Source organism: Streptomyces stoeckheimensis, assembly GCF_045822005.1.
Lineage (GTDB): Bacteria > Actinomycetota > Actinomycetes > Streptomycetales > Streptomycetaceae > Streptomyces > Streptomyces stoeckheimensis.
Map to the genome: position 1 here is coordinate 5723705 of NZ_CP169550.1, position 11958 is coordinate 5735662.

Here is an 11958-nt window from a genome sequence, read left to right on the forward strand (position 1 = left end):
CGCACGACCGCACGCCGCGTACGACCGCATGTCCCGTACGTCCCCTGCGCCTTCCCCACGATTACTCCCGGAGGAGTACGTGCCCACTGTCCTGTCCGGACGGACCCTCGCCGTGGCGGCCACCGCCACCGCCCTGCTCGCCACCGGCCTCGGCGCCCACGCCGCGACCGCCGACGAAGCCGCCGCCACCACTGACAAGGTCTTGGTCATCGGCCTCGACGGCGCCGTCCTCGACCGCATCAAGGCAGCCAACGCCCCCATCCTCAAGGGCCTGATGGCCCAGGGCCTCACCGCGAAGAGCACCCTCTACGCGAACCCGATGGCCGCCACCTCCTCGGGCCCCGGCTGGTCCACCATCGCCACCGGTGTCTGGCCCGACAAGCACGGCGTGAAGGACAACTCCTTCACCGGCAAGAACTACACGGCCTACCCGGACTTCCTGACCCGCATCGAGAACGCCAAGCCGGCGCTCAACACGTACGCGGCCGCCGACTGGGAGCCCATCACCTCCACCGACCAGAACGGCCCGATCTTCTCGGCCAAGGTCGACAAGCGCCTCTCCCTCAAGGGCGACCGCGACGGCTACCACACCGAGGACCCGAAGATCGCGGCCGCGGCCTCCGCCGAACTCCGCGACCAGAACCCGGATGCCGCCTTCGTCTACTTCGGCGACATCGACCACGCCGGCCACTCCTACGGTGCGGGCAGCCAGCAGTACCTGAACACCATCGCCGAGTCCGACGCGCTGGTCGGCCAGCTCCTCACCGCCGTCCAGAACCGCCCGACGTACGCCCAGGAGAACTGGAAGATCCTGGTCACCACCGATCACGGCCACACCAGCACCGGCGGCCACGGCGGCTCCAGCATCGCCGAGCGCGGCACCTTCGTCATCGCCAAGGGCGCCGGGATCCCCGCCGGTTCGGTACGGGACGACGTGAAGCTGGTGGACGTGGCGGCGACCGCGCTCCAGCAGGTGGGCGTCCCCGCCACCGGGCTGGACGGCGTCCCGCTGAACGCCCCGGACGACGACCCCTTCGACACCCTGCGCCCCAACCTCCAGGCGCGCGTGGACGAGACGGGCATCCCGGCCGGCACCAAGGGGTTCACGCACACCCCGCCGGCCGGCTGGTCGGTCGACAACTCCAAGATGGGCACGGGCGGTGTCACCGAGTGGGCCGGATGGGCCTTCGCGACCGACGAGTTCTGGAGCCAGGCGCAGCGCGACCAGTGGCGCGAGCTGAACGTCCGCTCCCGTGACGTGTTCGCCGTCGCCGACTCCGACGAGTGGGACGACAAGAGCCACACCGGCTCCTACGACTCCACGCTCGTCACCCCCAAGTGGGCGGTGACGGGCGGCACGACGCGGAACCTGACCTTCCAGACGCACTACCGCCACGAGGCCGGCCAGACCGCCCAGGTCCTGGTCTCCTACAACGGCGGCACCCCGGCCGTCGTCAAGAGCTACACCGCCGACGCGGTCGCCCGTTCCGAGTCGATCGCGCTCCAGGTCCCGGCCGGCGCCACCGACGTCCAGGTCCGCTTCCGCTACGCCGGCAGCAACAACTGGTACTGGACCGTCGACAACGTCAAGCTCGGCTGACGGGACCTTCGCACCCGCCCGTTCCACCGTACGGTCCAGGCCGTGGACGCCCACCGCGTCCGCGGCCCGGCCCGGATAAGGTGGTAGAGACCAGAGGACACAGAGGTCAGACGCCACCGAGAGCGGAGAACAGTCCAGTGGCAGAGCGCAAGCCGATCGAATCCTGGCTCACCGACATGGACGGGGTCCTCGTCCACGAGGGCATCCCGATCCCCGGCGCCGACGCCTTCATCAACCGGCTGCGCGAGTCCGGCAAGCCCTTCCTCGTGCTGACCAACAACTCCATCTACACCCCGCGCGACCTCCAGGCCCGCCTGAGCCGGATGGGGTTGGAAGTCCCGGTCGAGAACATCTGGACCTCGGCCCTGGCCACCGCGAAGTTCCTCGACGACCAGCGTCCGGGCGGCACCGCTTACGTGATCGGCGAGGCCGGCCTGACCACCGCCCTGCACGACATCGGCTACATCCTGACCGACCACGAGCCGGACTACGTGGTCCTGGGCGAGACCCGGACGTACAGCTTCGAGGCCATGACGAAGGCCGTCCGCCTGATCAACGCGGGCGCGCGCTTCATCTGCACCAACCCGGACGAGACCGGCCCCTCCGCCGAGGGTCCGCTGCCCGCCACGGGCGCGGTCGCCGCGCTGATCACCAAGGCGACCGGCAAGAAGCCGTACTTCGCCGGCAAGCCCAACCCGCTGATGATGCGGACCGGGCTGAACGCCATCGGCGCGCACTCCCACAGCAGCGCGATGATCGGCGACCGGATGGACACCGACATCCTGGCCGGGCTGGAGGCGGGCATGCAGACCTTCCTCGTGCTGACCGGTCTGACGTCGGTCGAGGACACCGAGAAGTTCCCCTACCGGCCGACCCACACGTTCGACTCCATCGCTGATCTGGTCGATCTGGTTTAGCGCGTACGGCTGACACGTACGGGCCAAGAGGGCGCCGCTCCGGATGCGGAGCGGCGCGCCGCGCGTGAATCTCCTTGTTGAGGAGGTTCACCATGCGCAGTGATTTGATCGCTCTCCGTGTCACCGGGGTGGCCGTCGCCCTGACGGCCCTGTCCGCCGTGACCGCTCCCTTCGCCTTCGCGGGGGAGGAGGACTGGAACCGGGACCGCGGCAGCGTCTCGGCCGACCCCAATCCGGCGGAGCCGGGGGCGCAGGTCAAACTGCGCGTCCGCGGCTGCGATGACGACTGGGCCGTCGCCCAGTCCGTGGTCTTCGTCTCCGAGGTCCGCCTCTCCACCGGCCGCGACGACCGCCGCACCCTGTGGGGCGACGCGATGATCCGCTCCTGGGCCGAGCCCGGCCGCCACGACATCAAGATCAAGTGCGGCGGCCGCGGCGGCGAACGCGAGTGGGGCACGATCGAGATCGAGCGCCGCCGCGAGCACCGCCCCAACCCCCACCACACCCCCGTCTGGCCGGTCCACGCGGGCGGCGGAGGCATGTCCGAGGAGATCGCCGCGAAGTCGAAGGCGGCATCCGCGGCGGAGGCCGCCAAGGCCGCCGGGCAGGCCGGGTCCGCCGACTCCGAGCAGCTCGCCGCGGCGGCCAAGAAGAGCCACGCGGGTGACGGCCCGGGCCTGCCACACACGGTGATCGGCGCCGTGCTCGCCGCCGCCGCCACCCTCGCGGTCGCCGGCCGTGCGCTGACCCTGCGCCGCCGCCGCAGCGGCGAGTGACCGGGTGATCGGGTGAGCGCGGAGCAGCGGAGCTCCGGCGGCTCCCGGCTGCTGACCTTCGCGGCCTGGTCGGTGCTGGTCCTCGGCCTGTGGCTGTGGGGCCGCGAGATCACCGGCGTGGCGATACCCCTGCCCGGCCGGGCCGGCGGACCGGCCGCCCCGGGCCTGCCCGCGGCGCACACCCCACTGGGGCCGGCCGCGCCCGCGCGGGTCGACGTACCGTCCCTCGGGGTCCAGGCCCCGGTGATGGTCCGGGACCTGGACGCGAAGGGGGCGATCGAGCCGCCCCCGTACGAGAACCCGGGCACGGTCGGCTGGTGGCGCGGCGGCGCCCAGCCCGGCACGGCCGGGACCGCGCTGCTGGTCGGGCACGTGGACACGCGGTCGAAGCCCGCGGTGTTCTACGGCCTGAGCTCGGCGAAGACGGGCGACAAGATCCGTGTGGTGCGGGCCGACGGCTCGGTGGCGGAGTTCACGATCGAGGACGTACGGGTCCACGAGCGCGCGGACTTCGATCCCGCCAAGGCGTACGGGCCCAAGGTCCGCGGCCGGGCCGAACTGCGGCTGGTGACCTGCGGCGGCACCTACGACAAGGCGGCCAAGGAGTACTCGGCGAACGTGGTGGTGTCGGCGTACCTGACCGGCGTCGGGGTCCGCCCGGGAACGGCGGTCTGACCGAAACGAAGCGAAACGAAGAAGCCCCCCGCAGCTTTCGCTGCGGGGGGCTTCTTTGCGTCTGTGCGCCGCCAGGGACTCGAACCCCGGACCCGCTGATTAAGAGTCAGCTGCTCTAACCAACTGAGCTAGCGGCGCTTGGTGACAGGGAAAACTCTACCCCACCGCTGCGGGTGCTCGTGACAAGCCGCGCGCGTTCTGTCCGATTAACCCATGTTTGGGGGTTTTGTCGTGCACGATATGTCTGGGCCAGGCCGGATCTGATGCCCCGCCAGATGCGGTCCGGGCCGACCAGCGACGAGCAGGGGAGTGGACGGAACCGCATGACGATGCAGCCTCCGACGCATGTGTACGAAGTGACGCCGATGGCCGAGGCGATGCCGCCGATGCCGCTGCCCTCCTTCGAGGAGTACGAACCGACCGGCGACTGCCCGTGCCGAGGCTGCGCCCAGCGCCGCCGCACGCTCGCGCGCGCCCGGGCCATACCGCTGCGCGACGGCGGACACCCCGCCGCGCGCGGAGCCCGCCGGGCGCTGGTGCTGGCCACCGCTGCGGGGGTGGTCCTCGGCGGCGGCGGGGGAGCCGGGGTGGCCGCGGCCACGCCGGGCCCCGGCGGCCGGGTGGCCCTGGACGACCCGGGCTCGCCGCAGGGCGGCCGGGCCCCGCTGCACGGGCCGAAGGGGGCCAAGGGCAACCCCGCGAAACCCGCCGGACTGCCCGGAGCGCCCTCGGCGGTCCGGCGGACCGACCGCGCGACGATCATCAACCGGGCGAAGCTGTGGCTGGACGCGCAGGTCCCGTACAGCATGGCCGAGTACTGGTCGGACGGGTACCGGCAGGACTGCTCCGGCTTCGTCTCGATGGCGTGGAACCTCGGCACGAACGAATGGACCGGCAGCCTCGACAAGTTCGCGACCCGGATCACGAAGGACGAGCTGCTCCCGGGAGACATGCTGCTCTTCCACAACCCGGCCGACCCCAACAAGGGCTCGCACGTCGTGCTCTTCGGCGGGTGGGTGGACGAGACGCGCACGCACTACGTCGCCTACGAGCAGACGCGGCCGATCACGCGGAAGCAGGCCACGCCGTACGGCTACTGGAACAACGCGGTGAAGTACATCCCGTACCGCTTCAACGGGGTGACCGGCGGAGTCGTTCCCGAGCCCCCGGTCACGGGCGAGCCGCCCGCGCCGGGCGGCACGGGCGGCGTCTCGGCCACGTTCCCCGGAGCGTCGAAGTTCGGGCCGGGCGCCGACAACGCCTACATCGCCCAGCTCGGCCGGATGCTGTCCGACCGGGGCGGGCTGCGCTTCTACCCGAAGGGCGTCGGCACGAAGTGGACCGACGCCGACCGGCGGGCGACCGAGGCCTTCCAGCGCGCCCAGGGCTGGACGGGCGCGGACGCCGACGGCATCCCGGGCGCGCACACCTGGCGGCTGCTCGCCCAGCACCAGGGCAAGGACATCCCGCCGACCACGGGCGGCGCACCGGGCCCGGCGGGCAAGCCCGCCTACCCCGGGGCGTCCTTCTTCCGGCCGGGCGCGTCCCACCCGTCCATCACCGCCCTTGGTCGCCAGTTGGTGAAGAAGGGCTTCGGCAAGCACTACCTGTCCGGACCGGGCCCCCGCTGGGGCGAGGCCGACCGCCGCAACGTCGAGGCGTTCCAGCGCGCCCAGGGTTGGCGCGGCGCCGAGGCCGACGGCTACCCGGGCCCGGAAACCTGGCGCCGGCTGTTCGCATGACGGAGGCAACGATGTACCCCACGCGCACCACATCGACCACAGGCACCTTCGAAATCCCCCCACACCCGACCCCCCGAGCGACGCCCCCGGCGCCGGAGGTCGCTGCTTCCCCCGCGGCGGAACACCCCGCGGAGCCCCGCCCCGAGCCCGCACCGGGCGGCGCCGCGCCGGTAGCGGCCACGCCCCGGTGGGCAGCGGCCGGGGCCGACGCCGGCACGGCTGCGCCCGTGGGGGCCGCGCCCGACCCGGCCGTGCCCGCGCCGGTCGCAGCCGTGCCGGTTGCCGCCGGGTGGGCAGCAGCCGGGGCCCGTGCCGAGCACGGCTCGCACGGGGACGCGGTACCTGCACCGGCCGCGCCCGTGCCGGTCGCCGCCGGGTGGCTCACAGCCGAGGCCGGGACCGAGCGGGGCGCGCCCGCGCCCGAGCCCGTGGCTGCCGGGTGGGGCGGGGCCTCTGCGGGGGTGTCGGTCGAGGCGCCTGCGCCGGAGGCGTCCTCCGTGCCGCCACCGCCCGCGGCGGTGACCGAGTGGGCCGGGTCGACCGGTTGGGCGCCGGCCCCGGATCGCTCCGGGGCCGTGCACGGCGTGGCCGGGGGCGGCCGGGAAGCCGACGGACTCGTCGCCGTGGGTAGGGCGGCGCAGGCTTCCGGTGGTGAGCCCGTCGGACGGGTCGGGGAGGCCGCGCGCAGCGACGTACCCGCGGCGCGGGCCCAGGCCGAGCCGGGAGTGGACATCCCGCATCCCCAGGACGAGGCGGCGCACGCCGGTGCGGCCACGCTCCGGCTGCGGAACCCCGACGCCGAAACCGCCCGCCCGCACCCGCAGGACGAGGCCTGGCCCGCGGGCGTGTCCCTCGCCGCCGCCACCGCCAGGGCGGAGCACGCCCCGCGGCACGCGGGTCCGCCCGCTGCCTGGGACCTGCCGGGACAGGGCGGCTCCTCCGCCGAGCAGGGCCGCGCCCCGCAGCACGCGGTCCCGGGCCCCGCCCCGGAGGCCGAGTACGCGGATCCGTACCCCGTACGGGACCTGCCCGAGCCGGGAGACGCCGGTCCGGCCGACCCGGCCGACGGGCGGGAGCTGACCTGGTCCGTGCCCGCTCCGGGCACCGCCGGGGACGCCGGCCTCGTGGGCAGCGACAGCAGCCCTGTCGGCAACGGCCCTGTGGGCAACGGGCCCGTAGGCCACCGCCCCGTAGGCAACGGGCCTGCAGACAACGACCCCGCAGGGAACGGCCGACCCGAACGGGAGGCCACGGACGGGCAGTCCGCCACCGGCGCGACCGCCTCGGGCGGGGCTACGGACGGCGAGGCCGTCGGCTTCGAGACCGCCACCGGCGATGCTGCGGACGGTGAGCCCGCCACCCTCGCGACCGCGGGCAGCGGGATCGCGGGCGGCGAAGCCGCCATCGAGCGCGAAGCCGCGCTCGACCCGCAGGGCGCGCCGACCGGCCACGGCATCGCGCCCGGGCCCGACGGCGCCGACGGCGCCGGCATCACCGAGGTCGTCGCGCGAGCCGTGGCGCGGATCGCCGAGGACGATACGCAGGACCTGCCCCGGGTCACCGCGGCACGCGGGGTCGCGGTGACCGAGGTGCCGGTGCACCTGCCGTTCCGCGGCGCGGCCCACCCGCAGCCGAAGCGGGAGCCGGAGCCGGAGCCGAAGGGGAGCGAGCCGAAGGCCAAGGCCGCCGCCCCCACCCGGTCCGCCCCCGGACGCCGCGTGCCCCGTGGCGACGACCGGCTCCACGAGCACCGCGGCCCGGTACTGCCCGGCTGGATCGCGGTCGCCGTGGGCGGCATCGCACTCGCCGGCTGCGCCGTCGTGCTCTGGCGGGCCGGGGCCGTCCCGGACTCCCTCGCGCTGGCGTTCGGTGCGGAGCCCCGCCCCTACCGGGGACTGCAGGCGCGCTTCTGGCCCCCGCTCGCCTTCCTCGGGGTCGTCGCCCTCCTCGCCCTCGGCGGTCTGGGCCGGGGCCGCGCCGGCCACGCCTGGGTGCTCACCCTCTTCGGCCGCTACCGCGGCACCGTCCGCCGTACCGGCCTGACCTGGATCAGCCCCCTGCTGCTGCGCCGCCGGGTCGACGTCCGGCTGCGCCACTGGCGCAGCGACCCGATGCCCGCCGTGGACTCCGGCGGCCTCGCCCTTCAGGTCGTCGTCCAGGTGGTCTGGCAGGTCAAGGACACCGCCCGGGCGACCCTGGCCGTGGAGGACCACGTCGACTACCTCGCCGAGCAGGTCGAATCGGCCATGGCCCGGGTCCTGTCCCAGCTCCCCGCGGACGCCTTCCACGAGGACGCCCCGACCCTGCGCGACGCCGAAGCCGTCGGCGACGCGCTGACCCGGATGCTGGCCTCCGAGACCGAGGCGGTCGGCGTGGAGGTGTTCTCGGCGCAGCCCACCCGGATCGAGTACGCCCCCGAAGTCGCGGACGCCATGCGCCGGCGCCGGGTCGCGGCGATCGACGCGAAGCACCGGGACACCGTCCTGACCTCCGTGGTCGACGCGGTGGACGACACCGTCCACCGCCTCACCTCGCGCGGGATCGTGGAGCTCGACGACTACGAGCGCAAGGCCCTCGTGAAGGACCTGACGGTCGCCTTCTACACGGGCCGCGCGGAGTAACCCGCAGCGGCCTGGTCCGGACCGATGGAGAACGGGTGGAATCCGGTTGGTCCGGACCACCCGTTTTTCCTTTGGTCTGGACATGGCCAACTCCCGTCAATACTGTGGGACTTGGTCTAGACCTAAAACCAGAGCTCGTGAACGGGCCGTGCCGCCGACACCGGTACGGCCCATCCCCACGCGTGCGCACGCTCTCTCCGGACATCCCCCCACGTTCAAGGAGCACCAGCCTCATGCGTTCCTTCCGCATGCCCAGAACCAAGCGGGCCGCCGCCACGGCCACCGCCACCACCGTCGGCCTCGGAGTCGTCGCTGCCCTCGCGCTCGTCACGGCCCCCACGGCCAGCAGCCACGGGTACACCGACACCCCGATCAGCCGCCAGAAGCTCTGTGCCAACAAGACCGTGTCCGACTGCGGCCCCATCCAGTGGGAGCCCCAGAGCGTCGAGGGCCTCAAGGGCTTCCCCGCGGCCGGTCCCGCCGACGGCCGCATATGTGCGGGCAACCACTCGGAGTTCGCCCAGCTCGACGACCCGCGCGGCGGCGCCTGGCCGGCCACCCCGGTGACCAGCGGGCAGAGCTACAGCTTCCGCTGGCAGTTCACCGCCAACCACTCCACCACCGACTTCCGGTACTACGTCACCAAGAACGGCTGGGACCCCACCAAGCCGCTCACCCGCGCCGCCCTCGACCCGCAGCCCTTCCTCGCGGTCGCCTACAACGGCGCCCGCCCCGCCATGACCACCGTCCACCAGGGCACCATGCCGAGCGGTAAGACCGGCCGGCACCTGATCCTCGCCGTGTGGACCGTCAACGACACCCCGATGGCCTTCTACTCCTGCTCCGACGTCCAGTTCTGACCACCGGCTCCCGGCCCGACGTTCATTTCTGACGGAACGTCAGCTATCCTCCGGCGGCATGCGGACGACGACACCCGAAACCGTCGCGGAGCTCATCGCGAGCCAATGGGGCGACCACCGGCCCGGTCTGAAGTACGCCGACGGCGTCCTCAGCCACCACCGGACCGCCCGGGAGGCCGCGGCGCGCGCCGCGCTCCTCGTCGACCTGCTGCCGCCGGGGGCGGAGCCGCACATCGGGGTGCTGCTCGACAACACTCCCGAGTTCCCGTTCTGGCTCGGCGCGGCGGCCCTCGCCGGGGCCGCCGTCGCCGGGATCAACCCCACCCGGCGCGGCCCCGAGCTGGCCCGCGACATCCTGCACACCGACTGCCGGATCCTGGTGACCGAGCGGACCCACCTCCCGCTCCTGCGCGGCCTCGACCTGCCCGGCGTACACCTGCTCGTCACGGACACCGAGGAGTACGAGGCCCTGCTCGCCCCGTACGCGGGCGCGAAGCCCGGCGACGCGACGCTCGGCCCCGGCCCGAACCCGTCCTCCCGGCTGCTCCTCTACTTCACCTCCGGCTCCACCGGAGCCCCCAAGGCCGCCATCTGCACCCAGGGCCGCCTGGCCGGTGCCGGCGCCTCGCTCGCACGTCACTTTTCGGTCACCCCGGACGACGTCCACTACATCTGCATGCCCCTCTTCCACGGCAACGCCGTCATCGCCGACTGGCTCCCCGCCCTCGCGGGCGGGGCCGCCGTGGCCCTGCGCCGCCGCTTCTCGGCCTCCGCGTTCCTGGACGACGTACGGGCCTACGAGGCGACGTACTTCACCTACGTAGGCCGGGCCGTGCAGTACCTCCTCGCCACCCCGCCCCGCCCCGACGACCGCGCGCACACCCTGCGCCTCGGCTTCGGCACCGAGGCGGGCGCCGTCGACGCGGCCCGCTTCGCCGAGCGCTTCGGGGTCCGGCTCGTCGAGGGCTACGGGGCCACCGAGGGCGGCGCCTCCGTCCAGCGCACCCCCGACACCCCGCCCGGCGCCCTGGGCCGGGCCGGCGCGGGCGACGACCTGGCCGTCATCGACCCGGAGACGGGCCGCGAGTGCCCGCCGGCCGTCCTCGACCCGCAGGGCCGCCTCCTCAACGGCTCCGAGGCCATCGGCGAGCTGGTCAACAAGGGCCGCAGCCTCTTCGAGGGCTACTGGCGCAACCCCGACGCGGAGGCCGCCCGCACCCGCGACGGCTGGTACTGGACCGGGGACCTCTTCTTCCGCGACCCCGACGGCTTCCTCTACTTCGCCGGCCGCACCGACGACCGGCTGCGCGTCGACAGCGAGAACCTGGCCGCAGCCGTGATCGAGAACATCCTGGCCCGCTGGACGCGGGCGGCCGCGGTCGCCGTGTACGCCGTATCGGACGAGGTGGCGGGCGACCAGGTCATGGCCGCCGTTGCCCTGCGCGAGGGGGCCGTCTTCTCCCCGCAGGGGTTCGCGTCCTTCCTCGCCGCCCAGCCCGACCTCGGCACGAAGATGGCCCCGCGCTACGTACGCGTCGTCGGCGCCATGCCGACCACGGCGACCAACAAGGTCCACCGGGTCTCCCTGCGCGGCGAGGCCTTCCAGACCACCGACCCGGTCTGGTGGCGGCCGCGCGGCGAGGACGCGTACCGGCTGCTGGAGGCGGACGACCTGGCGGGGCTCCTGGCCGCCTACGAGGCCCAGGGGCGGGCCGATCTGCTGGGCCGTTGAAGGCCGGTTCCGCCCGGATCCGGAAGCGGTTTTGAGCACTCCGGAGGAGCAGGTAGTATTTTCTCTGTCAGCAGGCGCCGCTAGCTCAGTTGGTTAGAGCAGCTGACTCTTAATCAGCGGGTCCGGGGTTCGAGTCCCTGGCGGCGCACCTGTCCTTCGGGCGGTTTCCGGTCTCACCGGGAACCGCCCGAAGTGTTTTCCGGGCCGGTCCGGGGGCCGTCGGGGCCCTGCGCAGGGCCCCCGCCACCCCTCAGAGGGTGAGCGACAGCAGCAGCGGCGCGGCCTTGCGGTTCAGTACGTCGGCCGCGGCCCGCAGTCGGTGGGCGTGCTCCACGGGCAGCGACAGCGCCAGGCAGCCCACCGAGGCTCCCGCGGTGATCGGGACGGCCGCGCAGACCGTGCCGACGGCGTACTCCTGCAGGTCGAGCGTGGGCACCGTGGCCGGCTGGCTGTCCAGCTTCGAGAAGAGGATCCGCTCGTTCACGATGGTCTTCGACGTCAGTCGGGCGATCTTGTGCCGGGACAGGTGGTCGCGCCGGCCGTCCAGGTCGAGCTGGGTCAGCAGGCACTTGCCGACCGCGCTGGCGTGCGCCGCCGAGCGGAAGTCGACCCACTCGTGGACCTTGGGGGTGCGCGGACTGTCCGCGAACTGCGTGATCCGGACCTCGCCGTCCACGTACCGGCTGATGTAGACCGCGGCGCCGACGGAGTCCCGCAGCCGGTCCAGGGTGTCCTGGAGCTTGTCCTGCAGCGCCTGCTGGCGGTCGACGCCGGAGCCGAGGAGGACGAGCGAGTCCCCTATGGCGTAGGCGCCGTCGGACACCTGCAGTACGTACCCCTCCCGGCGCAGCATGAGGAGCATGGGGGCGAGGTGGACCGCGGGCAGGCCGGTCTCACGCGCGATCTGTATGTCGGTCACGCCGCCGGTATGGCGGGCGACCGTTTCGAGTACGCGCAGGGCGTACTGCACCGAGTGGAACGGCGCGGTCGGCTCGGGCTTCAGCGCCACGGTTTCCCCCTAGCAGGTTGTTACCG

Annotated in this window: 9 protein-coding genes and 2 tRNA genes; 9 read left to right on the forward strand and 2 right to left on the reverse strand. The window is 73.4% G+C overall.

Annotated features, from left to right (window positions below; all coding sequences use genetic code 11):
- The first annotated feature begins 28 nt into the window (after positions 1 to 28).
- The 4 genes from ACE1OC_RS25970 (at position 29) to ACE1OC_RS25985 (ending at position 3968) form a co-directional block, all read left to right on the forward strand.
- Positions 29 to 1600, forward strand: a complete 1572-nt coding sequence (locus ACE1OC_RS25970) for an alkaline phosphatase family protein (RefSeq protein WP_407841682.1) — start codon at positions 29 to 31, stop codon at positions 1598 to 1600.
- Between the two features lie 137 nt (positions 1601 to 1737).
- Positions 1738 to 2517, forward strand: coding sequence for an HAD-IIA family hydrolase (locus tag ACE1OC_RS25975; protein ID WP_327252909.1), 780 nt, complete (start codon positions 1738 to 1740; stop codon positions 2515 to 2517).
- Between the two features lie 92 nt (positions 2518 to 2609).
- Positions 2610 to 3293 (forward strand): hypothetical protein, encoded by a 684-nt coding sequence (locus ACE1OC_RS25980; protein WP_407839033.1) that lies wholly within the window; start codon positions 2610 to 2612, stop codon positions 3291 to 3293.
- 12 nt (positions 3294 to 3305) lie between these two features.
- Positions 3306 to 3968, forward strand: coding sequence for a class F sortase (locus ACE1OC_RS25985; protein WP_407839034.1), 663 nt, complete (start codon positions 3306 to 3308; stop codon positions 3966 to 3968).
- Between the two features lie 64 nt (positions 3969 to 4032).
- Here ACE1OC_RS25985 and ACE1OC_RS25990 read toward each other — a convergent pair.
- A tRNA-Lys gene (locus ACE1OC_RS25990) sits at positions 4033 to 4106 on the reverse strand.
- 248 nt (positions 4107 to 4354) lie between these two features.
- Here ACE1OC_RS25990 and ACE1OC_RS25995 point away from each other — a divergent pair.
- The 5 genes from ACE1OC_RS25995 to ACE1OC_RS26015 all read left to right on the forward strand — a co-directional run bounded on the left by ACE1OC_RS25995 (position 4355) and on the right by ACE1OC_RS26015 (position 11071).
- The gene (locus ACE1OC_RS25995) at positions 4355 to 5710 is read left to right on the forward strand and encodes a peptidoglycan-binding protein (RefSeq protein ID WP_407841683.1); all 1356 of its coding nucleotides are present in this window, start codon (positions 4355 to 4357) and stop codon (positions 5708 to 5710) included.
- Positions 5711 to 5937: 227 nt separating this feature from the next.
- Complete coding sequence (locus tag ACE1OC_RS26000; protein ID WP_407839035.1) at positions 5938 to 8331, forward strand: SPFH domain-containing protein; 2394 nt, start codon at positions 5938 to 5940, stop codon at positions 8329 to 8331.
- A gap of 233 nt (positions 8332 to 8564) precedes the next feature.
- A complete protein-coding gene (locus ACE1OC_RS26005) occupies positions 8565 to 9191 on the forward strand; it encodes a lytic polysaccharide monooxygenase auxiliary activity family 9 protein (RefSeq protein ID WP_407839036.1) in 627 nt (208 codons plus the stop codon).
- Positions 9192 to 9249: 58 nt separating this feature from the next.
- Positions 9250 to 10923, forward strand: coding sequence for an AMP-binding protein (locus tag ACE1OC_RS26010; RefSeq protein WP_407839037.1), 1674 nt, complete (start codon positions 9250 to 9252; stop codon positions 10921 to 10923).
- 74 nt (positions 10924 to 10997) lie between these two features.
- Positions 10998 to 11071, forward strand: a tRNA-Lys gene (locus tag ACE1OC_RS26015).
- 102 nt (positions 11072 to 11173) lie between these two features.
- On the opposite strand, the gene ACE1OC_RS26020 is transcribed toward ACE1OC_RS26015, so the two are convergent.
- A complete protein-coding gene (locus tag ACE1OC_RS26020; protein WP_407839038.1) occupies positions 11174 to 11932 on the reverse strand; it encodes an IclR family transcriptional regulator in 759 nt (252 codons plus the stop codon).
- Positions 11933 to 11958: the final 26 nt, after the last annotated feature.

What these genes read in the sequence shown, in the direction of transcription:
- ACE1OC_RS25995 (WP_407841683.1), top strand. Translation starts at nt 4,355, where the DNA reads ATGCCGCTGCCCTCCTTCGAGGAGTACGAACCGACCGGCGACTGCCCG.
- ACE1OC_RS26005 (WP_407839036.1), top strand. Translation starts at nt 8,565, where the DNA reads ATGCGTTCCTTCCGCATGCCCAGAACCAAGCGGGCCGCCGCCACGGCC.
- ACE1OC_RS25980 (WP_407839033.1), top strand. Translation starts at nt 2,610, where the DNA reads ATGCGCAGTGATTTGATCGCTCTCCGTGTCACCGGGGTGGCCGTCGCC.
- ACE1OC_RS26010 (WP_407839037.1), top strand. Translation starts at nt 9,250, where the DNA reads ATGCGGACGACGACACCCGAAACCGTCGCGGAGCTCATCGCGAGCCAA.
- ACE1OC_RS25970 (WP_407841682.1), top strand. Translation starts at nt 29, where the DNA reads ATGTCCCGTACGTCCCCTGCGCCTTCCCCACGATTACTCCCGGAGGAG.